The following is a 20,817-nucleotide window of genomic DNA, read 5'->3' as shown; positions in this document are numbered from 1 at the left end:
CTCGACCTTTATGCCGGCCCCCGAGCGTTTTGAAGCCGGTAGCCAGCCGATTGCTCAGATCGTTGGCTGGAGTGCTGCTCTTCAATACCTCAGTGGCATCGGCATGGCACGCATTGCTGAGCACGAACGCATTCTGACTTCCTACATGCTTGAAGGCATCTCTGGAATTGACGGTGTTCGCGTGCTGGGACCGGGAGCGGATAAAGAACGGATCGGTGTCGTTGCATTTGCCGTTGAGGGCGTCCATCCGCATGATGTTGGACAAGTCTTGGATTCGCAGGACATCGCGGTGCGAGTCGGCCATCATTGTGCCATTCCATTGCATCACTTCTTTGGAGTCCGTTCCTCGACGCGAGCATCAGTTGGTCCGACAACAACCCGTGAAGAGATTGATCGTTTCATCGATGCCTTAGGACAGGTTCGTTCCTACTTCGGAGGCAAATGATGTCAAGCCTTGAACAGATGTATCAGCAGGTGATTCTTGATCATGCGCGTGAGCGCCACGGGACTGGTGATCCCTCAAGTCTTGCAGCCTCATCGCATCAGGTGAATCCGACTTGTGGAGACGAGACAACACTAGGTGTGACTCTGTCTGACTCAGGTCAGATCGAAGCACTGACATGGGATGGTGATGGCTGCTCGATTTCGCAAGCATCCCTATCGATGCTCTCTGACATGGTGAGCGGAGCTGATTTGGAGCATGTCCGTGAACTCTATGCGGCCATGGAGAAAATGATGCATTCACGCGGACTGGGCGTGGATGACGATACCCTCGACATCCTTGGTGATGCCGCTGCATTGGAGGGGACGTCACAGTTCCCGAATCGTGTGAAGTGCGCACTCCTTGGATGGTATGCATTGCGCGATGCTCTCGCGCAGCTCGGAACCGATATTGCAGGAGAAAACGAGTAATGGATACCTCTTCCAACCCGATGGCACAAACTGATGCTGTCGAGCAGCGCTTCGCCCCTGCGCCTTCTGCAGTTGCAAGCTCTGCCACGTCCGAGCAGGGTTCTGCTTCTGCTCCCGATGCGGCCTCGGCGCATGTATTTAATGTCGAAGGAACTGACATCATTGAGGGCGGAAGCATCGCCGGCCTTGATGTACTTGAGGCACTCAAGGATGTCATCGATCCCGAACTAGGCATCAATATTGTTGACCTTGGTTTGGTTTACGGTGTCAAGGTTGCGACGGATGATTCAATCGTCATTGACATGACCTTGACCTCAGCGGCATGCCCTCTGACTGACATCATCGAGCGCCAGGCTCAGATGGTACTGGCATCGCTCTCGGATGATGTCTTGATCAATTGGGTCTGGATGCCTGCTTGGGGTCCTGATCGAATTACAACTGACGGCCGCGAACAGCTCCGTGCGATTGGTTTTAACGTCTGAGCGAGTAGTGACGTCTCCGTGAACCCCTTCCGCTATGCTGGAGGGGTTCACCTGTTACAGAGGAAAGAGAAGCAATGACCCTGGCCGATGCTCCTGTTGTGCAGCCTGTACTTTTGGGCGGAGATTTTGGAGTTTATGCTCTTGCGCGTTCTTTCCACGAGGCCTATGGCGTGACCTCGATCGTGCTGTCTCACGCGCCGACAGTTGCGATCTCGCGTTCTGCCTTTTGTCGGGTTGAGCCGATCGTTGCGCATGCGTCCGATGAGGAACTTCTGGCAACGCTTGGAAAACTCGCCGATACCTATGCGGACCGTGCTCTGGTCCTTGTTGCTAATCATGACCTTCATTCTGAATTTGTTGCACGTCATTGGGATTCTCTGAGTCAACATTACGCACTCCCATTTCCCTCAATGGACGTTATTGATCGCGTGACGGATAAGGGCGCCTTTGCTCAGCTTTGTGATGAGCTGGGAGTGCCTACGCCGGCGACGCGTGTGGTCTCTTTCCGTAATTTTTCTTCCGAGGCTCCTGTTCGTCCCGAAATTCCGTTTGCTTTCCCCGTGGTGGCAAAACCTGCGCGCGGTAATGATTATGATGCTTTGGAATTTGAAGGAAAACGTAAGATCTGGTTTGTCGAGAGCCAAGAGGAACTGAACGACCTCTGGGATCTTTTGGGACGTGTTGGCTTCCGTGGTGACTTTATTGTTCAGGAACTGATTCCTGGAGATAACACGCAGATGCGTTCAGTGACCGCCTATGTCGACTCTCACGGGCATATGACCTTGATTGGTTCCGCACGCGTTCTCTTGGAAGACCACGCGCCAACCATGATTGGTAATCCCGTTGCAATGATTACCGAGGCGTTTCCTCAGTTGTGGGAGGATGCACGACGCATTCTTGAGGCAGCAAACTATCGTGGCTTCGCTAACTTCGATGTGAAGATTGATCCACGTGATGGTCGCGCGCTCTTCTTTGAAGTGAATCCGCGAATCGGTCGGAACTCTTGGTACATGACCGCGGCGGGACATAACCCCATGATTCCAATGGTTGATGATCTTGTTCGCGGCGAAAAACATAGCCCTGAAGAAGTAAATGAGGAAATCCTCTATTCGATGGTTCCCGATCGATTGCTCTTGCGATACATTCGAGAGCCCGAACTTGCTCAGCGAGTGCGTAGTTTGATTCGAGGGGGGAAGCGTTTCGATCCGCTCTTCTACTCAGCTGATTCGGACCTGCGTCGCTTCCTGACACTCCACCTGCAAAAGCTCAATCACTACCGAAAGTTCCATAGGTACTACCCTCAAGCGAACGATCGTTCATTCTAAGGGGACTTTTCTTATGACAGATACACAGCTTCGTGAGATCACTGCCGAGGAAATGCGTATTGGCGCTGCCGGAGTGACTCCTCTGCCCATTGAACAGTCCGCAATTTGGGAACAGTACGAGGCGGTTGAGGGGCGCAAGCTCTGGGGACGTTTTGAGTATTCAGAAAATGGCAAGCGTATTGCTCTTGTCGCGCTCTACGAGTACTCAATGCGAGGGGCGCGCTACCTTTGGGCGAAACATGGACCGGTGTGGCTCAAAGAGGCTACACCGAGCCGCGAACGTGCTTTCCGCGACGCGCTTGGGCGTTACGTTCGTCAGAAAGACTCATCGATCGTTTTTATTCGCTTAAATGCGATCTTTAATGACACTGATCTTCGCGATGTCATGCAGATTATTACCTATGACCGCACCGTCATCATTCGCTCCTATGGTGGTGACGAGGAAAAGATCCTTGGGGATATGACAAAGGAAGGTCGCCGTCAGCTTCGGCGTTCGCGCAAGGCCCTGGCTGAGGTCCAGACAACGATCGCTGATGAGCATGATCAGGCCGCGGAAGATTTCACTGAGTACTATGAGGTGCTCAAAGAGACCGCCGAGCGCGACGGTTTCAGTCCTCACCCCGCCCAGGTCTACTCAACTATGTTGAAAATCCTTGGCCCTGAGCATTCACGCCTCTTCGTGCTCCGAGTAGACGGGGAAGTGGTCGCATGGAATTTGATCCTTATCAATGACCGCCAGGCTGAATGCTATTACGGTGCAACGACTGCGAAGGCTCGTAAATTGGGAGCAATGCCTGAGCTTGATGTTCAGTGTGCCATCATCTTGGGACCTGAGCTTGACGTCAATGGCGGTATTGACCTGATGGGAATTCACTCACCTCGGGTTCCCGAACTATTTACAGTCGGGAAATACAAGTTGAGTTTTGCGCAGGGCTATACGGACGTCCCGGGAGCATGGGATCTACCTTTGCGTCCGCGTCTGTATGCGGGTCTACGAAACCTACTCTCAATTAAGCGTGCTCTTCGTTCGTGACATTGGGGCGAGACGGCTACGATAGAAGGGTCCAAGCCTGCTGATTCTCGAAAGAGCGTTTGACACGCCATCGTATGCGTGCAGTCAGTGGGTAGAGATGGCGCAAGACGCCAGAACCCGAAGGAGCACAGCTCGTGCCTGTTATTAACGCAACTATTGATGGTGTTGCGGTCGAAATTGAAGAGGGCTGCACCGGAACGCAGCACTACGAATCCCGCAGTGATGTCGTCGCAATGACGGTTGATGGGAACGCATGGGATCTTTCCCGCGAAATTCCTGCCGGTGCAACTGTCGAAGCGATTACTCTGAATTCCCCAGCAGGCCTCGAGATCCTGCGTCACTCCTGCACTCACGTTATGGCGCAGGCAGTCCAAGAGATCTTCCCCGATGTGAATTTGGGAATTGGCCCCTTCATCACTGACGGCTTCTACTATGACTTCGGGAATATTGATTCCGTCACTCCTGAGCTCATGCGCGATATTGAAAAACGCATGAAGCGCATTGTCAAGGAAGGCCAGGCTTTCCGTCGCCGCGTTGTCACTGAAGAAGAAGCACGCGAAGAACTTGCTGATCAGCCCTTCAAGCTCGAGCTGATTAGCACCAAGGGCGGAGGGGCGCAGGATGCCTCCGTCGAGGTTGGTGGTGCGGAACTCACCATTTACGACAATGTCCGCCGTGATGGAACCACTGCCTGGAAAGACCTCTGCCGTGGCCCCCACCTGCCTTCGACAAAACTCATTGGTAACGGATTTGCGTTGACCAAGTCTTCATCCGCTTACTGGCGCGGCGACCAGGCTAACGATCAACTGCAGCGAATTTACGGAACTGCTTGGGCCTCGAAAGACGACCTTGTCGCTTACCAAGAACGATTGAAGGAAGCGGAACGACGCGACCACCGTCGCCTCGGTGCCGAACTTGATCTCTTCTCTTTCCCAGAAGAGCTGGGCGCGGGGTTGCCGATCTTCCACCCCAAGGGTGGCGTGCTCAAGCGCGTCATGGAGGACTACGTCCGTGAGGCCCATATTGAAAATGGCTTCCTTTATGTGGGTACCCCGCACATTTCGAAGGAAGAGCTCTTCCATACTTCGGGACACCTTCCGTACTACGCGGATGGCATGTTCCCTCCGATGGATGATGATGGCCAGCTGTACTACCTCAAGGCAATGAACTGCCCCATGCACAACCTGATCTTCAGGAGCCGAGGCCGTTCATACCGCGAGCTTCCGCTGCGCCTCTTCGAATTCGGTACTGTGTATCGAAATGAGAAGTCCGGTGTTCTTCAGGGACTCACTCGCGTTCGCTCCATCACTCAGGATGATTCGCACTCCTATGTGATGCCGGAACAGGCAGCAGATGAGATTAAGCATCTTTTGAACTTCATTTTGAAGCTTCTGCGAGATTTTGGATTGAGCGATTTCTATCTGGAGCTTTCCACCCGTGATACCGATGGAAAGAAGAAGGATAAGTTCATCGGTACGGATGAACAGTGGGAAGAAGCGACTGAAATTCTGCGTCGCTGCGCCGAAGAGACCGGTCTTCAGACCGTTCCCGATCCGGGCGGTGCCGCATTCTACGGTCCTAAGATTTCGATTCAGGCCAAGGATGCAATCGGTCGTACCTGGCAGATGTCGACGATTCAATACGACTTCAACCAGCCGCACCGTTTCGGACTGGAGTACACGGCTCCCGATGGAAGCCACCGCGAGCCGGTGATGATTCACTCGGCGAAGTTCGGTTCGATTGAACGCTTCATCGGTGTTTTGACTGAGCATTATGCCGGTGCTTTCCCCGCGTGGCTCTCGCCCGTGCAGGTGCGCCTTGTCCCCGTTGCCGAGGCCTTCGATGAGTACGTTGATACGGTTGCGCAGCGTTTGCGTGAACGTGGGATTCGCGTCGAAGTTGATCATTCCGATGATCGCTTTGGTAAGAAGATTCGCAATGCTGCAAAGCAAAAGGTTCCTTTCACCTTGATTGCAGGTGGGGAAGACCAAGAAGCGCAGGCAGTGTCATTCCGTTTCCGCGATGGATCCCAACTCAATGGTGTTCCCCTTGACGAGGCGGTTGAGCGTATTGCTCACCACATCGCGTCCCGCAATAACGCTGATCCCAGCGCTGAGGACTGATAGCAATGAGTAGCACTCTTCCGACCGAGGATTCCCGGGAATTCGCTGGCGTTCCCGACGGTTTCGATCGTTTATGGACGCCGTACCGAATGGCCTATATTAATGGCGATCACAAGCCCGCCGATTCCTCGTCGGAAGAGTGTCCTTTTTGTGTTGCGCCATCGCGCACAGATAAAGAGGGGCTCATCGTTCATCGCGGTGTCAGCTGTTTCGTTCTGATGAATCTCTTTCCGTATAACTCCGGGCATTTGTTGGTCTGTCCCTACCGCCATGTCTCTGACTACACGGATCTGACTGACGAAGAACGTATTGAACTCGGTCGTTTGACTGCCACTGCAATGCGTGTGGAGCGTGCGACGGCGAATCCCGCTGGATTTAATTTGGGTATGAACCAAGGTGATGTTGCAGGCGCGGGGATCGCTGCCCACCTTCATCAGCATGTTGTTCCTCGGTGGGCTGGAGACGCAAACTTCTTCCCAATCATTGCCCGTACCAAGGCAGTGCCTGAACTACTTGAGGATGCGCGTGCTCGGCTAGCCGCAGCATGGCCCATATCATCGGAGGAATAGTGCTTGGAAACCACGGACGCTCGATAACGAAAGCTATTTTTACTCCTGTCGCGAGAGTGCTCGTAGCAGCGCACATTACTCCCAATATGGTCACTATTTCCGGAACCGTTGTGACAATCGCAGTTGCTGTCACGACCTTGCCTTTTGGCTACCTTTGGCAAGGAGCCCTAGCTCTCGCTGTCGTTCTTTTCTGCGATTCGATTGATGGTGTTCTCGCGCGAATGAGTGGGACATCGTCGCCATTTGGAGCCTTTTTAGATTCAACAATGGACAGGTTGGGCGATGGAGCGGTCTTCGGTTCATTGACTGCCTTCGCAATTTTCAGCATGGAAAGCTCACTATCGAGGACTGTTACGATCGTTGCAGGCCTTATTGCGATCGTTGGTGCAGCTACCGTGCCCTATGCGCGTGCACGTGCTGAATCAATTGGGGTTATCGCAAAGGTCGGTATTGCCGAGCGGACTGACCGTCTCATCATTGCTTTGTTGGGAGCTGCACTATACGGGTGGGGCGCACCGGCTGTGTTCCTCGCAGCAAGTTTGTGTTGGGTTGCTTTTGCATCGATCGTTACTGTTGTTCAACGTGTGCATTTCACAGCAACGCATCTTCCTTCATCCCAGGAGTCCTAATGTCAGGACGTGCCTTGGTATGGGCTTTCAGAGTAGTTCCTCGACTACCTTTCTCCTTGGTCACATGGCTCGGCAGACGTGGAGCCGATCTCATGTGTCTACTCAATGGTTCCAGCGTGCGCAGAATGCGAGCCAACCACGAGCGTGTTCTTGGACGCAAGATTTCACGACGCGAGCTTCGAGATGCCGTGCGCTCGCATATCAATGCTTATGTTGAGCAGTTGAGTTTTGGTGGCAGCGTTGGTGAAAAGCTTCGTGCACGTGTTGATCTCAGCCAGGCATACGAATTCCTTCGTCTTGCCGGCGAAGGTCCAGTTGTTTTGGCTTTACCGCATGCGGGAACCTTCGATCGTGTAGGTGCGGCTGTGTGCGCACAGGGTATTTCCGTACTCACTGTTGCCGAGAGATTGAATCCTCCTGAGCTTTTCGATGCCTTCGTGAAACTGCGCACGGACGTCGGGATGGAGATTATCGGCGTTTCGCCGGGAGATAGTGTTTTTCACTCCTTGCTTGAGCAGGCAAAGGGCAGGAAAAACCTTGTGATCCCTCTTCTTGCTGACCGCGATATTTCCGGAACCGGTATTGAGGTTGAGTTCGGTACCAAGTCTGCTTTGGTTGCCGCGGGGCCAGCAGCACTTGCACGAGCGCTCAACGCCCCGCTCATAGCTGGGGTTGTATCAGATGTTGATGGTTCTGGCAGCCCAGAATTTGTGCGTCTGGAAGTTACTGAGAATCTCTACGATCCACAGGTCAAGGATGATGACGTATCTGAGCTCACCCAGAAATGGGTGACTGCGCTTCTTCCAATTCTTCAACGTCGGATTCGCGAGTGGCATATGATGCAAGCAGTTTTTGTTGAGGATTTAGATCCGGAGCGTTTGGCCCGGGCGCGTAAGCGCGCGGCACAGAAAGGAGAATAGGTGAGAGTCGGTATTGTTAACCCTTACTCCTGGGATGTGCCCGGTGGCGTTCAGTTCCATATTCGTGACTTCGCATTGGAGCTTATGAAGCGAGGACACGAGGTGAGTGTTCTTACTCCAGCGAAAAATACCGATGACCTGCCCGAGTGGATAACTACCGTAGGTTCATCGGTCGCTGTTCCTTTTAATGGTTCAGTCGCCCGGCTTTCCTTCACCCCCTTGGCTAACATGCGAACGAAACGGTGGATTGATGAAGGCCACTTTGATCTTCTTCATGTCCACGAACCAGAAGTTCCCTCTATCTCAATGCTGGCATTACGTGCAGCCGAGATTCCGGTTGTTGGAACTTTCCACGCAGCATTGGACTATTCCTTCTCTCGTTCCGTTTCTTCCTCCGCGCTGGACCCGCTATTGGAGAAACTTGCGGCCCGTATCGCTGTTTCAGCAGAAGCACGCCGGACGCTTGTCGAACATAATGGTGGCGATGCGGTCATCATTCCCAATGGGGTTGATACTCATTTCTTCGAGCAGGCTCAGATCAAACCTGAATGGGAAGCGACTCCACAGCGCCCGGTCGTTGTTTTCCTCGGCCGTCTTGACGAGCCCCGGAAGGGATTACCAGTCTTCTCTGCAGCGATCGAAACGGTGCTTGCAGAAATCCCAGGTGCCCGCTTTCTTATTGCGGGACGAGGAAACGCACATGAATACCGCACACAATTGGAGCGTTTTGGGGACTCAGTCGAGTTCCTTGGTGGCGTGAGCGATGAAGAGAAGGCTTCGCTTCTGAAGGGAGCAAGTATTTATGTCGCTCCCCAAACCGGTGGGGAATCCTTCGGAATTGTTCTTGTCGAGGCGATGGCAGCAGGTTGCGCAGTACTTGCCTCTGATCTCGAGGCCTTCAGGGCAGTTCTTGAACAAGGAGAAGTAGGCGCGCTATTTGAGACCGGAAATAGTCAGGATCTTGCTCGTCAACTAGTTAGGCTTCTTCGTGATTCTGAGGAACTCTCAATGCTTGCACGCCGTGGAGAAGCGGCGAGTTCTCGTTATGGATGGGATACGGTCACCGACCAAGTCTTAGCCCTGTATCAGACCGTTTTAGCCTCTGCTCAAGCGCAGCCATCGGCGCCGACAACTCTTGATCTGATTCGTGGCAGGAACGAGGCCGAAGACGATGAGTAATACTTTGATCTTTCTCCTCTTGACTCTTGTCTTGGTCGCGCTGGCCTTTCTTGTGCGTCAATCAGCAATTCTTGCAACACGACTTGACCGTCTTCATTGGCGGATTTTAACGACGAGGGATTCGCTAGCACTTCTTCTTGACGAACGAGCACGCTATAGCGAGAGGATCGCTGACTATCCGGGGTTAACCTCTGAGGAATCTCAAGAGATCCGGGAGGCCTCGACAAGAGCGCGCCGGCAGATCATTCCTCTTGTTGCCGATGGGCTCGACCGGCGGACAAGCGAAGCAAGCATCCGTGAGACCCAAACGCGTGAGAAGGTCATCGAATTTTTTGAAATTCAGTCGCAACTTTCAAAAATTCTCCGAAGTGCGCTTAACGCAAAGCTCCGCAAGGAGATTGATGCCGATGATTACTGGTCTCGCGAACTACGCGAACTGGACCAAGCCTCCTATAAGGTCCAATTAGCTCGATCAATGCATAACCTTTACGTTACTCAGACCCATAAGATTCGTGAGAGAAGCTGGGTACGCTTGGCGCATCTTGCAGGACATGCGCCAATGGCTCAGACAATTGATTTTGATGACGACACCATTGAAGACGGATACGGCTATTAAATGAGTGAAACACACCCGCGTTGGGGAGGTCCCGGTGAGGACTATCGGCTGAAGAAGATCAGAACGACCGAAGCTGAACTATTCGGTCCTGACGACCCAGCCCCCGCACAAGCTCCGACATGGCGAATTCCTCAACGTGTCCGCTCCTTACCTTTCCTTGAAATTATCTTCACAATTTTGGGAACCATCGGTGTCATTGTCCTCATGGTGACGTACGTGCGTACGGGCGGTGTCGTCTCCGCAGCGGTGATGACGACCTTGGCATTAATTCCGCTTATCATTGTCCTCGGAGTGCTCAGCTACCTTGATCGTTGGGAACGTGAGGGTTGGAAATCTAATTTCATCTGTTTCATTTGGGGAGCGGGCGTCGCAACGCTTTCTTCGTTGGTCGTGAATAGCACCTTAAATTTAGATATTGCACGCACACTCGGTGATCAAGATTCCGCAGCGGTCATTGTCTCTGTTTTCGTTGCACCGGTTGCTGAAGAATTCTTCAAGGGCATTGGTGTCATCATCTTCATCCTTGCACGCCGAAATTCCATTAATTCGCGGCTTGATGGTCTGATCTGCGGTGGCATTGTTGGTGCCGGGTTTGCCTTCATTGAGAATATTCAGTACTTCCTGAAATCCAGTTCTTCCGGTGCGTTTATGCTGACAACGACGGTATTTACCCGAGGTATCCTTTCGCCATTCGTCCATCCGATGGCAACCTCTTTTACTGGAATGGCCATCGCACTTGTTTTGATTCGTCGCTACGGTGCGCTGTGGAGCACTATTCGAGTCTTACTTGGTTACCTAACCGCGGTATTCTTCCATGGCCTATGGAACTTTCTTGCGAGCAATAATGGTATCGGCGGTTGGTTCCATTCTTACGTCACCATTGAGGTTCCGATTTTTACGTGTTGGTTCATCTATCTGATTACGCAATCTTCACGTGAAGCAAAACATATCCAGCAGGGGTTAACTCCTTATGTCGTTCAAGGCTGGGTGCTTCCTGTCGAACTTCAAATGGTTACTGACCGTGCGCAGCGTCGTAATGCTGTCAAGTGGGCTGCTAGCGCAGGTTCAGAAGCCCGTAAAGCAATGAATTTCTTCTTGAATTCTCTTGCCGCCATTGGTCTTGATGAGTATGCGCGTCCTTTAAGAAAGCGCGAAGATCCCGCACGCGATGCTTACAATCGAGAACTGCTTACGAAAGCGGTTGAAGCGCGGAAGAAGTTCCTCTCGTTGACGGAACTTTCGCAAGCGGCACGTCGGGTGAGCGCGTGAGCGTTCTAGAGTGGCCTCGTGATGAGGAAGGCTTCCCACATCGAGAGGCAGCACGGGTAATTCTCATCGACAAACAAAATCGGGTTCTTCTTGTAAGAGGACACGATGCTGATAACCCCACGCGCTCATGGTGGTTCACCGTTGGCGGGGGAGTCGAGGACGGGGAAACAAGTCAAGAAGCAGCCCTACGTGAGGTCTTCGAAGAGACCGGTATACAACTCAAGCAGAAGGAACTCGTTGGGCCCATTGCTCGTCGACAGGCAATATTTGACTTTAAGAGTCTTGTTGCTCGCCAAGATGAAGAAATTTTCTGGGCACGCGTTCAAGCCCAGCCTCTCAGCAATTCTCATTGGACCCTAGAAGAACAACGAGTGATCGATGAATACCGTTGGTGGGATCTACACGAACTCGAGAAATATGCCGAGAACCATGAGGTGTACCCACGCTCGCTGGGAGATCTTATTGAGCAATGTCTTCACGGATGGGATGGAACAGTAAAAGACATTGAATAACTAGAAGTTAGCCCCCTGCGATGATGACTCACGCAGGGGGCTAACAATAAGTTTTTACGAGCTATCGGGTGACTATCGTTCCCTTGGGGACGACGGTAATTCCTGATTCCGTGACCGTGAAGCCACGCTCGAGATCGTGTTCCAAATCGAGACCGACAATCGCGCCTTCTTCAACGATGACGTTCTTGTCCAGAATTGTCTTCACGACCTGTGAGGAACGGCCGACACGCACACCGTGCATGATCACTGAGTCAGTGACTTGCGCCCATGAGTGGACATAGGAATTTGGAGAAACGATGGAGTGGTAGACTTCGCCACCCGAAATAATCACCCCGGGTGAAACGAAGGAGTCGACTGCGTGCCCCATGCGCGAATGTTCGTCTCCATAAACGAACTTCGCGGGAGGCAATGAGCCATCCAAAAGGGTCATCGTCGGCCAATCCCTGTTGTAGAGGTTAAAGACCGGGTGAACGCTAATGAGGTCCATATTTGCCTCGTAGTAGGCATCCAAGGTACCGACATCGCGCCAGTAATCGCGGTCTCGATCCGTCGAACCGGGAACATTATTGTCCTTGAAGTCGTAGTAGCCGCACATGCCACGCTCAACGAACCACGGAATAATATTCCCACCCATATCGTGCTTCGACAGGGGATCCTCAGCGTCTTCTCGAAGCGCGGCAATGAGATCCTGAGTTGTGAAGACGTAGTTGCCCATCGAGGCCAGAACCTGAGTGGGATCATCCTCGAGGCCAACTGGATTTTGAGGCTTCTCAACGAACCTATCGACGTGGCCATCCTTGCCTTCGATTACCCCGAGGGCCGATGCTACTTCGATGGGCTGGCGAATTCCCGCGACGGTCGCGGGAAGCCCGGAATCGATGTGGTGTTGGACCATCTGTGAGAAGTCCATGCGGTAAATATTGTCAGCGCCAGTGATGACAATATAGTCGGGATTTTCATCATCAACGATGTTGAGTGACTGGTAGATCGCATCCGCGCTTCCCAAGTACCAGTGTGGCCCACGACGCTGTTGGGCGGGAACTGGAGCAATGAAATTGCCAAGCAGGGGAGAGGTGTACCACGTACGGGTTACGTGCCTGTCCAGTGAATGCGATTTGTACTGAGTCAGTACAACGATCTTCATATAGCCAGAATTGACCATATTCGATAGTGAGAAATCAATGAGTCGGTAATGACCACCGAAGGGAACGGCCGGCTTTGCCCGATCCATGGTGAGAGGCATCAGCCTTTTACCTTCGCCTCCGGCTAGAACGATCGCGAGAACATGATTTTTAGCCATGGCTCTAGAGTATGCGTAAATTCCTCATTTTGGTTGCGGATTTTAGAACGTGGTGAAGAACATATTGAGAGGGAAATTTCCGCTAAGCTAGAAGCACCCGTGCGTCGAAGGAGCTCACATGCGCGTTGACTTGTTGACCAGAGAATACCCGCCACATGTTTACGGAGGCGCGGGAGTTCATGTTACTGAATTAGCTAAGGTTCTTCGCTCTCGAGTGGATGAGCTTCGTATTCACGCTTTTGACGGTCCTCGCGAAGACGCGGGAGATGTCATTGGATATTCAGATCTCCCGGAGCTGGCACAAGCCAACCCTGCTCTACGCACGCTTGGTGTTGATATTGCCATTGCGGCCGATACAGTTGGCGCCGATCTAGTGCACTCACACACGTGGTATGCAAATTTTGCCGGGCACCTATCTTCCTTGATGAACGATATTCCCCACGTCGTGACGGCTCATTCACTGGAGCCACTGCGCCCGTGGAAAGCTGAGCAGCTCGGTGGCGGGTACCGCGTTTCCTCTTTCGTTGAGCGTTCTGCCTACGAGGCTGCGGCAGGTATTGTTGCAGTTTCGCACGGAATGCGCGAGGACATTTTGCGCGCCTATCCGGCTGTGGATGCCGACCGTGTTCATGTTATCCATAACGGAATTGATCTGACTCAATGGCATATTCCAACAACCGATGCTGAGAAAGAACATCAGGTCGAGGTCCTTGAGCACTGGGGTGTAGATCCGGACAGGCCTTCGGTGATCTTCGTTGGGCGGATTACTCGCCAGAAGGGGCTGCCGTACTTCCTGCGAGCAGCACGCCGTCTTCCCGAGGAAGTCCAGGTAATCCTGTGCGCTGGTGCGCCAGATACCCCCCAGATTGCCGCCGAGGTTGAAGGACTAGTTGCCGAGCTGCGCGATAGTCGTAATGGTGTTGTTTTGATCTCCGAAATGCTGCCTCGCGTAGATCTTATTGCCCTCTTAGATGCTGCGACTGTCTTTATTACCCCTTCGATCTATGAACCTCTTGGTATCGTCAATTTGGAGGCTATGGCTGTTGGTCTACCTGTTGTTGGAACAGCAACGGGCGGTATTCCAGATGTCATTGTTGATGGTGAAACAGGTTATCTTGTGCCGATCAAGCAGCTTCATGATGGGACAGGGACACCGTTGGATCCTGAGCAATTTGAAAACGATATGGCTGATCGCTTGATCGAGGTGCTCTCGTCGCCTGAGAAAGCTCATCAAATGGGGCAAACAGGTTTACGTCGTGCACGTGATTATTTCTCGTGGGATGCGATCGCTGATAAGACCGTTGCACTTTATCAGAAGCTCGTTCACTGAGCTGATGGCTTTGAAGAGGACACTTACTGTGAGCTGCGGGATACTAAGACAATGAATACGGTAATTGAGCTCGATGACGTTGTTTTAACGCGTGGTGAAACCCAGATTTTAAACAACATCACGTGGAGTACCCATCGCGGCGAGCAGTGGGCCGTTTTGGGTGCAAATGGAGCAGGAAAGACTTCTCTTGTTCGCGTTGCGAGCGGAAAAGTTCAAGCGACAAGCGGAAGTGTTCGTTTTGACGGCAATCCGATCAATGATATCCAGCCCCAAGAACTTGCATCACGCTGTTCGTTAGTATCTTTGTCGACCACCCAACGACTACGTGCAAGTATGCGTGTGATTGATGTGGTGCGCTCAGCAGCTTGGGGGATTTCAGCACCATTCGCAGAGACTTACGAAGATATCGATACCCAGCGTGCCCGTGACTTGCTCGGTCTTTTTAGTGTTGATCACCTCGAGAAACGTCCTTTCCACACCTTGTCTGAGGGTGAACGCCAGAGGATTGTTCTTGCACGCGGTTTGATGTCGGATCCCGAAGTACTGATTCTTGACGAGCCAACTGCGGGTCTCGACCTTGGAGCACGAGAGCTTCTCATTGCCGCTATGGAAGAGATCATCGCAGGGAAGAATGCCCCTCAGGTTATTTTGGTGACGCATCACCTTGAAGAAATTCCACAGGGGGTCACCCACGCAGCAGTGATGAAGGGCGGGGAAATCTTCGCTACCGGCACTGTCGATGAGGTGCTGAATGGTCGGGTGCTTTCGGATGCCTTCGAACTAGCACTCAGCGTAGAAAACGAAAACGGCCGTTGGTTCGCCCGCGGATTACCCCGTTGATCAATTTTTCGGTACACAGAAGTAGGTGAAAACCAATGATTACCTGGTGGATGTGGTTTCTTGCCGCGCTCGTCTTCGGCATCATCGAGGTATTGACTATTACCTTCGTTTTCCTGATGTTTGCCATCGCTGCAATCGCGGCGGGTCTTGTCGAGTTCTTCGGGGGAGGAACCTTAGCCCAGATCGCCGTTTTCGTTGTTGTTTCAATACTTTTGATCTTCGCGCTTCGCCCATTGATGAAAGGACGCATTCAACGATCAGGTGAGGATGTTCGAACCAATGCCGATGCCTTGATCGGTAAGACCGGTTATGTCACACAGTTGGTGGGCGAGCGTGACGGTCGAATTCAGTTTTCAGGTGGTGAGTGGAGCGCACGAAGTGCCGGAGGTCTGATTCCTGTCGGTACCGAGGTGACCGTTGTCGCCATTGACGGCGCCACCGCAGTTGTTCAACCGCTTTACTCTTAATTTCATCCGGTTTACTCATAGAAAGGGGAGGGATTGATGAATGAAGATCCCATCGGGAGCATCGCAATGATAGTCGGTGCTGTGCTGGCGATTTTCGTCATGATCGCTATCGCTCGCGCTGTCCGTATTGTCCCGCAGTCTGAAGCATACGTCGTGGAACGACTTGGTCGTTTCCGTTCTGTTCTACACGGTGGTATTCACCTGCTTGTTCCCTTCGTCGATCGCGTTGCCGCACGCATCGATCTGCGCGAACAAGTTGTGAATTTCCCTTCGCAGTCAGTGATTACTGCAGACCAGGCAATGGTTGAAATTGATTCGGTCATCTATTTCCAGATTACCGATCCTCGTAGTGCAACCTACGAAGTCGCTAACTTCCTGCAGGCGATCGAGCAGCTGACTGCAACTACTCTTCGTAACCTCATCGGTTCCTTGGACCTGGAAGAAACTCAGACCAGCCGTGAATCTATTAACAAGCAACTTCGTGGTGTGCTTGATGAAGCAACTGGTCCGTGGGGTATTCGCGTGACACGCGTCGAGCTCAAGTCAATTGAACCACCACCGAATGTTCTCTCTGCAATGGTGCAGCAAATTACAGCTGAGCGTACGAAGCGCGCCACGATCTTGACCGCTGAAGCCGAGCGCGAGGCGCAAATTAAGAAGGCGGAAGGGGCGAAGCAGGCTGCCGTTCTCGCTGCGTCAGCACAGCAGGAAGCTCAAGTGCTTCAAGCACGTGGTGAGAAGGAAGCACTGATTCTTCAGGCTGAAGGTGCACGCCAAGCGCAGATCCTCCGTGCAGAGGGTGAAGCAGAAGCAATTTCCGTTGTCTTCAACGCGATCAATCAGGGGCATGCAACTCCTGAACTGTTGTCTTACAAGTACTTGGAGATGCTGCCTCGCATTGCTAATGGTCAGGCTTCAAAGCTGTGGGTTCTTCCTTCGGATCTCACCGGTGCACTGGATGCCATCTCCAAGGGTTTTGGTCGCTCCTAAGGTAAGCAAATGAAACAGCAACAGGAACAGGTCCTTCGTAGTGTTGCCCAGGAAGATATCCGGCTAATCCGCTTGTGGTTTACGGATGTCGCTGGAGTGCTCAAATCGGTCTCAATTGATCCCGGAGAGCTCGAAGAGGCTTTTAGCGAGGGAATCGGTTTTGATGGATCTTCCATTGAAGGTCTGACTCGTGTCTACGAATCCGATATGCTTTTGCATCCTGATGCTGCTACTTTCCAACGTTTGCATACAAAAGATGGCACTGATGTTCACGGTCGGATGCTCTGTGATGTCCTCCCCCCGGATGGTTTGCCATCGCCAGCCGATCCCCGAGGCGCGCTCGAGCGAGCGGTTCAGCGTGCCTCGGAGATGGGCTTCTCAGTCTTCGCCCACCCGGAGATTGAGTTTTACCTTCTTCGTCAGCCGGTTGATATCAATCATCTGGAACCGGTTGACCAAGCGGGCTATTTCGATCATGTGACTCGCGGGCTATCTAACGATTTTCGACGGAAGATCGTGCGTGCCTTGGAAGAGACGGGGATCCAGGTAGAGTTTTCGCACCACGAGGGTGGGCCTGGCCAAAATGAAGTTGATCTACGTGCGGTCGACGCTCTTCATACGGCCGATAACATCATGACCGCCCGGACGTTGATTGAAGAGGTAGCGCTGGCTGAGGGGATGCTTGCCACCTTTATGCCAAAGCCCTTCATTGATCGCCCTGGATCGGGAATGCACACCCACCTTTCCCTGTTTGAAGGCGATGAAAATGCTTTCTATGATCCTTCTGGACGCTACCAGCTCTCAGAGATTGGTCGCTATTTCATTGCTGGTCTGCTCCACCATGCGCGTGAAATAGCCGCGATCACCAATCAGCATGTGAATTCCTACAAGCGTCTATGGGGCGGGGGCGAAGCGCCGTCCTATATTTGTTGGGGTCACAATAATCGTTCGGCGCTCGTTCGCATTCCCGTCTATAAACCCTCGAAGAAGAACAGTGCGCGCATCGAATACAGGGGACTTGATCCTGCAGCAAATCCCTATCTCGCACTCGCTGTGCTTATCAGCGCTGGTCTTGACGGTATCGAAAAGAAGATGCCCCTCGCTGAAGAAGCAGAAGATAACGTGTGGCAACTCAGTGAAACAGAGCGTCAGATTTTAGGCATCCACCCGCTGCCCTCATCACTTTCCGATGCCCTGCGCGCAATGCGTTCATCGGATTTAGTCGCCGAAGCGCTGGGCGAGCAGGTTTTCGAGCACCTCCTGCGTGAAAAAGAAAATGAGTGGCGTGAGTACCGTCGGCAGATTACTCCGGCAGAACTCCGTCAATTCCTCAAGGTCAATGGATGATCTCTGATCGTCAATTACGCCGTTGTGGTGTGACTCAGCCTGAGCGTATTCGCAGACTCTTCGAATCTTCTGGTTTGAGCGATATCGGGCATATTGACTCACTCGAAATATGCGCGGATATTGAACAGTTTGCGGTTTTCTGCGCAAGAGCACACGATGAATGCCCTTCGCTGATCAACCTGCTACAAAATGATGCTGTTAGTGCTAGGCGTCTTGCTGTGGTTCTCGGTTTCTCATCGTGGTGGGGAGACTACCTTCTCCAGCACCCGAATTTCTTCCTTCCAGATGCTCCCGGTGCGACAAAGCTCTGTATGACGGATGAACTCTGGCGACTGCTACCCGAAGGATGGCCTGCAACGACTGCGGACGAGGCTCTTGAGTCGCGTCGGGAAGAGGCGGCCTCGTACCTTCGGATGGTCTATCGGCGGAGGCTTTTTGACATCATCGCGGATGATCTTCTGGCCGAGAATCCTTACGCACCCGACCATATTGAATCCATTACTCAACATCTCTCGCAGGCTGCAGACGAGGCTCTTCAAGGTGCGCTTTACATCGCTAGGCGACTGGAAGACCCCGATGGTGAGGTGCCTTTGTGCATTATCGCAATGGGAAAGACTGGGGGAGGTGAGCTCAATTATGTTTCCGATGTTGATGTCATGTACGTGCTTGCGGATAGTGCGCCCACGGAAGACGCAGAAGTCACTCGTTTACGCCTTGAACGTGCAACGCGTATTGCAAGCTTGGTGGCATCCATCTGCTCCAGTCCTGGTAAAGAGCCGCCACTGTGGAGCGTGGATGCGAATTTACGTCCAGAGGGTCGTGATGGAGCGCTTGTGCGCACCATTGATTCTTACCGAGCCTACTGGGAGCGTTGGGCGCAAAACTGGGAGTTTCAAGCACTCCTGAAGGCACGTCCCTGTGCTGGCGACATGGAAGTCGGGGAACGTTTTCTTGAGTGTGCCCAGCCCTTTATTTGGGAAGCTTCTGCACGGCCAGGTTTTGTCGACGAGGTTCGTTCGATGCGTGCTCAAGTTGAAAACTCAGTGCCGCCAAAGGTGCGTGACAGCGAGTTGAAGCTGGGTGTGGGAGGACTGCGTGATATCGAGTTTTCGATTCAATTTCTGCAGTTGGTCCACGGGAGAAACGATATCCAGATCAGGCAGCGATCAACTCTTGACGCACTAGGGGCATTAAGTGCACGAGGATATATTGCGCGCACGGATGCTGCTAATCTTCGGGAAGCCTATGCGTTCTTGCGTACCCTCGAGCATCGCTCCCAGCTGCTTAGGATGCACCGAACCCATACGCTTCCCACTGGTCTTCGTCAGCTCGAACGCCTTCTGCGTTCGCTTCACGCAACGCCCGCCACAGTTGAGCAGCTTTACGAGCAGCTTCGAGCACTTCGTTTGCGGGTACGAGAGCTTCACCATTCGGTATTCTTCCGGCCAATTATTGCTGCAAGCGCCCGACTGGACGAGGATCTTATTCATCTTGATGACGAAGCGGCGATGGATCGTCTACGAGCGATCGGTTATTTAGACCCGCGTAGCGCACTCAAACATATCGAGTCTCTATGTGCGGGAACTTCCCGGCGTGCGATGATTCAGCGTCATCTTCTTCCCGTATTGCTCTCATGGATTGCCGATGGCGCAAATCCCGATATGGGTTTGCTTAATTTCAGGGTTCTTTCCGATGAGATTGGTGATTCTCATTGGTATTTGGCGCTTTTACGCGATAGCGATTATGCGGCCTCTCAGCTGTGTCGGGTTCTTTCCGCATCCGCGTGGATTGGCTCCTTAATCCGTCTTTTCCCAGAGGCCGTTTCTTGGCTTGATTCAGCTGAATTGCTTGCCACACCTTCATTTGAGGTGCTTTCCCGCCAAATGCGTTCGGTTGCGGGAAGGGCGGGGAGCATTGACGAGGCAATTGAGAAGATTCGCCTTATTCGCACGCGTGAAGTTTTGCGTATTGCACTTCGCGAGGCCACAGGTTCAAAGGAAGGGGTGGGGAGGGATCTCTGTGTTGTTGCTGATGCCTGTGTACTCTCGGCCCTCGAAACCTTCGATGTTTTTGATGAGGGCAAAGAGCATATTCCCGATATGCACATCGAACTGTGTGCCTTGGGTAGTTATGGGGCGCGGGAGCTGTCCTATACATCTGATTTGGATGTTCTTGCCGTCGTTGCTGATAGCTGTGATGCCAGCGCTCTACGACGTGCGCATGATCGAATCACGCAGCTTAAGCAATTGCTTTCTACATCAAGCCGAGCTCTGCCTGTAGCTTTGGATTTTGCTCTGCGTCCCGAGGGGAAAAACGGAGCCTTAGTGCGCACTCTTGACTCCTATACGGAGTATTACGAGCGCTGGGCGCACGTGTGGGAGAAACAAATGCTTGTTCGTCTGCGCCCGCTTGGTAGCGGGAACACCGCAGATGCGCTGTATCAATTTGCGCAAGCATATTGTTTCCGCTCACCTTTGAGCCGCGATGAAACCCGTGAGATTCAATTAATGAAGGTCCGTGTCGAACGAGAAAGAATTCCCGGAGGCATTGACTCGCGGATGCACATCAAACTAGGCCCCGGAGGTCTTTCTGACATCCAATGGCTTGTCGAACTTCTGCAATTGCAGTCGGGGAGTGAGCACTGCAACCTACGTACATCCTCTACACGACAAGCTTTGCTGGAACTACTCCACAGAGGAAAACTTACTCAAAGCGACTACCAACGTGCGGCCTCGACTTGGGAATTTGGGCAAGAACTGAGGCGTGCCCGGGTTATAGCGGCGGGCCCGTCTGCCTCAAAAAACGATGTTGTTCCCTCAAATAGTGAGCAACTTGCTGCGATGGCGATGCTCATGGGTTATCCGCGTGATGAGCGTGAAGAAATGACGACAAAATGGCTGACCTCCTCACGTAAAATGCGGGAGGTATTTGAGAAACTGTTTTGGAATATCTCGTGAAACTAGGCGTATTAGCA

20 protein-coding genes are annotated in these 20,817 nt (G+C 52.6%); 19 read left to right on the top strand and 1 reads right to left on the bottom strand.

Annotated features, from left to right (window positions below):
• The 13 genes from QZR18_RS04925 to QZR18_RS04865 form a co-directional block, all read left to right on the top strand.
• Positions 1–445, top strand: a 445-nt coding sequence (locus tag QZR18_RS04925) for an aminotransferase class V-fold PLP-dependent enzyme (RefSeq protein ID WP_295910514.1), incomplete at its 5' end; no start/stop codon positions are given.
• Positions 445–912 carry a Fe-S cluster assembly sulfur transfer protein SufU gene (gene sufU / locus QZR18_RS04920; protein WP_178705237.1) on the top strand — a complete coding sequence of 156 codons (468 nt, stop codon included), beginning with the start codon at positions 445–447 and terminating at the stop codon, positions 910–912. The genes QZR18_RS04925 and sufU, both read left to right, overlap by 1 nt.
• Positions 912–1,394: a metal-sulfur cluster assembly factor gene (locus QZR18_RS04915; protein WP_178705239.1), complete on the top strand. Its 483-nt coding sequence runs from the start codon at positions 912–914 to the stop codon at positions 1,392–1,394. Before sufU ends, QZR18_RS04915 begins: the two co-directional genes overlap by 1 nt.
• 74 nt (positions 1,395–1,468) lie before the next feature.
• Positions 1,469–2,719, top strand: a complete 1,251-nt coding sequence (locus QZR18_RS04910; RefSeq protein WP_178705242.1) for a carboxylate--amine ligase — start codon at positions 1,469–1,471, stop codon at positions 2,717–2,719.
• Positions 2,720–2,732: 13 nt separating this feature from the next.
• Positions 2,733–3,752, top strand: a complete 1,020-nt coding sequence (locus QZR18_RS04905; protein WP_178705245.1) for a GNAT family N-acetyltransferase — start codon at positions 2,733–2,735, stop codon at positions 3,750–3,752.
• Between the two features lie 134 nt (positions 3,753–3,886).
• Positions 3,887–5,875 carry a threonine--tRNA ligase gene (thrS, locus tag QZR18_RS04900; protein ID WP_178705248.1) on the top strand — a complete coding sequence of 663 codons (1,989 nt, stop codon included), beginning with the start codon at positions 3,887–3,889 and terminating at the stop codon, positions 5,873–5,875.
• Positions 5,876–5,880: 5 nt separating this feature from the next.
• Positions 5,881–6,444, top strand: a complete 564-nt coding sequence (locus QZR18_RS04895; protein WP_178705251.1) for an HIT domain-containing protein — start codon at positions 5,881–5,883, stop codon at positions 6,442–6,444.
• Entirely contained in the window at positions 6,444–7,073 is a 630-nt protein-coding gene (pgsA, locus tag QZR18_RS04890) for a phosphatidylinositol phosphate synthase (RefSeq protein WP_178705254.1), read from the top strand. The genes QZR18_RS04895 and pgsA overlap by 1 nt, the downstream gene beginning before the upstream one ends.
• Positions 7,073–7,993: a lipid A biosynthesis lauroyl acyltransferase gene (locus QZR18_RS04885; RefSeq protein ID WP_178705257.1), complete on the top strand. Its 921-nt coding sequence runs from the start codon at positions 7,073–7,075 to the stop codon at positions 7,991–7,993. Before pgsA ends, QZR18_RS04885 begins: the two co-directional genes overlap by 1 nt.
• On the top strand, positions 7,994–9,172 hold the full coding sequence (locus QZR18_RS04880) for a glycosyltransferase family 4 protein (RefSeq protein ID WP_178705260.1): 1,179 nt from the start codon (positions 7,994–7,996) through the stop codon (positions 9,170–9,172).
• Positions 9,165–9,788, top strand: coding sequence for a hypothetical protein (locus QZR18_RS04875; RefSeq protein ID WP_178705263.1), 624 nt, complete (start codon positions 9,165–9,167; stop codon positions 9,786–9,788). Before QZR18_RS04880 ends, QZR18_RS04875 begins: the two co-directional genes overlap by 8 nt.
• Positions 9,789–11,057, top strand: a complete 1,269-nt coding sequence (locus QZR18_RS04870) for a PrsW family intramembrane metalloprotease (protein ID WP_178705266.1) — start codon at positions 9,789–9,791, stop codon at positions 11,055–11,057.
• Positions 11,054–11,569, top strand: coding sequence for an NUDIX hydrolase (locus QZR18_RS04865; RefSeq protein ID WP_178705269.1), 516 nt, complete (start codon positions 11,054–11,056; stop codon positions 11,567–11,569). The genes QZR18_RS04870 and QZR18_RS04865 overlap by 4 nt, the downstream gene beginning before the upstream one ends.
• Positions 11,570–11,630: 61 nt before the next feature.
• Here QZR18_RS04865 and QZR18_RS04860 read toward each other — a convergent pair whose 3' ends face one another.
• Positions 11,631–12,869, bottom strand: coding sequence for a glucose-1-phosphate adenylyltransferase (locus QZR18_RS04860; protein WP_178705272.1), 1,239 nt, complete (start codon positions 12,867–12,869; stop codon positions 11,631–11,633).
• A gap of 118 nt (positions 12,870–12,987) precedes the next feature.
• On the opposite strand from QZR18_RS04860, the gene glgA reads away from it, so the two are divergent.
• Genes glgA through QZR18_RS04830 form a run of 6 tightly spaced genes read left to right on the top strand, consistent with a single transcriptional unit; the run spans position 12,988 to position 20,800 of the window.
• On the top strand, positions 12,988–14,199 hold the full coding sequence (gene glgA / locus QZR18_RS04855; protein ID WP_178705275.1) for a glycogen synthase: 1,212 nt from the start codon (positions 12,988–12,990) through the stop codon (positions 14,197–14,199).
• A 51-nt stretch (positions 14,200–14,250) separates the two neighbouring features.
• Entirely contained in the window at positions 14,251–15,039 is a 789-nt protein-coding gene (locus QZR18_RS04850; protein WP_178705278.1) for an ABC transporter ATP-binding protein, read from the top strand.
• Between the two features lie 35 nt (positions 15,040–15,074).
• On the top strand, positions 15,075–15,506 hold the full coding sequence (locus QZR18_RS04845) for an NfeD family protein (protein WP_178705281.1): 432 nt from the start codon (positions 15,075–15,077) through the stop codon (positions 15,504–15,506).
• A gap of 36 nt (positions 15,507–15,542) precedes the next feature.
• Positions 15,543–16,496 (top strand): SPFH domain-containing protein, encoded by a 954-nt coding sequence (locus QZR18_RS04840; protein WP_178705284.1) that lies wholly within the window; start codon positions 15,543–15,545, stop codon positions 16,494–16,496.
• A 9-nt stretch (positions 16,497–16,505) separates the two neighbouring features.
• Positions 16,506–17,843, top strand: a complete 1,338-nt coding sequence (glnA, locus tag QZR18_RS04835; RefSeq protein ID WP_178705287.1) for a type I glutamate--ammonia ligase — start codon at positions 16,506–16,508, stop codon at positions 17,841–17,843.
• Positions 17,840–20,800: a bifunctional [glutamine synthetase] adenylyltransferase/[glutamine synthetase]-adenylyl-L-tyrosine phosphorylase gene (locus QZR18_RS04830; protein ID WP_178705290.1), complete on the top strand. Its 2,961-nt coding sequence runs from the start codon at positions 17,840–17,842 to the stop codon at positions 20,798–20,800. Before glnA ends, QZR18_RS04830 begins: the two co-directional genes overlap by 4 nt.
• Positions 20,801–20,817 lie beyond the last annotated feature (17 nt).

The organism is uncultured Actinomyces sp., assembly GCA_900541895.1.
Lineage (GTDB): Bacteria > Actinomycetota > Actinomycetes > Actinomycetales > Actinomycetaceae > Pauljensenia.
This window is presented reverse-complemented; position numbering and strand designations above follow the sequence as displayed.

What these genes read in the sequence shown, in the direction of transcription:
- sufU (WP_178705237.1), top strand. Translation starts at nt 445, where the DNA reads ATGTCAAGCCTTGAACAGATGTATCAGCAGGTGATTCTTGATCATGCG.
- QZR18_RS04915 (WP_178705239.1), top strand. Translation starts at nt 912, where the DNA reads ATGGATACCTCTTCCAACCCGATGGCACAAACTGATGCTGTCGAGCAG.
- QZR18_RS04910 (WP_178705242.1), top strand. Translation starts at nt 1,469, where the DNA reads ATGACCCTGGCCGATGCTCCTGTTGTGCAGCCTGTACTTTTGGGCGGA.
- QZR18_RS04905 (WP_178705245.1), top strand. Translation starts at nt 2,733, where the DNA reads ATGACAGATACACAGCTTCGTGAGATCACTGCCGAGGAAATGCGTATT.
- QZR18_RS04895 (WP_178705251.1), top strand. Translation starts at nt 5,881, where the DNA reads ATGAGTAGCACTCTTCCGACCGAGGATTCCCGGGAATTCGCTGGCGTT.
- QZR18_RS04885 (WP_178705257.1), top strand. Translation starts at nt 7,073, where the DNA reads ATGTCAGGACGTGCCTTGGTATGGGCTTTCAGAGTAGTTCCTCGACTA.
- QZR18_RS04875 (WP_178705263.1), top strand. Translation starts at nt 9,165, where the DNA reads ATGAGTAATACTTTGATCTTTCTCCTCTTGACTCTTGTCTTGGTCGCG.
- QZR18_RS04870 (WP_178705266.1), top strand. Translation starts at nt 9,789, where the DNA reads ATGAGTGAAACACACCCGCGTTGGGGAGGTCCCGGTGAGGACTATCGG.
- QZR18_RS04860 (WP_178705272.1), bottom strand. Translation starts at nt 12,869, where the DNA reads ATGGCTAAAAATCATGTTCTCGCGATCGTTCTAGCCGGAGGCGAAGGT.
- glgA (WP_178705275.1), top strand. Translation starts at nt 12,988, where the DNA reads ATGCGCGTTGACTTGTTGACCAGAGAATACCCGCCACATGTTTACGGA.
- QZR18_RS04850 (WP_178705278.1), top strand. Translation starts at nt 14,251, where the DNA reads ATGAATACGGTAATTGAGCTCGATGACGTTGTTTTAACGCGTGGTGAA.
- QZR18_RS04845 (WP_178705281.1), top strand. Translation starts at nt 15,075, where the DNA reads ATGATTACCTGGTGGATGTGGTTTCTTGCCGCGCTCGTCTTCGGCATC.
- QZR18_RS04840 (WP_178705284.1), top strand. Translation starts at nt 15,543, where the DNA reads ATGAATGAAGATCCCATCGGGAGCATCGCAATGATAGTCGGTGCTGTG.
- glnA (WP_178705287.1), top strand. Translation starts at nt 16,506, where the DNA reads ATGAAACAGCAACAGGAACAGGTCCTTCGTAGTGTTGCCCAGGAAGAT.
- QZR18_RS04830 (WP_178705290.1), top strand. Translation starts at nt 17,840, where the DNA reads ATGATCTCTGATCGTCAATTACGCCGTTGTGGTGTGACTCAGCCTGAG.